At 54.0% G+C, this 235-nt stretch carries 1 tRNA gene; it reads left to right on the top strand.

The window, feature by feature from the left end:
- The first annotated feature begins 161 nt into the window (after window positions 1-161).
- Window positions 162-234: transfer RNA gene (locus I4X03_RS23020), tRNA-Gly, on the top strand.
- The last annotated feature ends 1 nt before the right edge of the window (window position 235 follow it).

The following is a 235-nucleotide window of genomic DNA, read 5'->3' on the forward strand; positions in this document are numbered from 1 at the left end:
CGGGAGTAGCTCAGTTGGTAGAGCGCAACCTTGCCAAGGTTGAGGTCGAGAGTTCGAGACTCTTCTCCCGCTCCAGTGTTTCGGACCTGTCGTCGTAGCAAAAGATGCACGTTATCCTTGGAAAGCTGGCCCGTTTCTGCGATAATCGTTGTCTTGCAAATGCGGGAGTAGCTCAGTTGGTAGAGCGCAACCTTGCCAAGGTTGAGGTCGAGAGTTCGAGACTCTTCTCCCGCTC

The organism is Massilia soli, from assembly GCF_016809835.1.
GTDB lineage: Bacteria > Pseudomonadota > Gammaproteobacteria > Burkholderiales > Burkholderiaceae_D > Telluria_A > Telluria_A soli.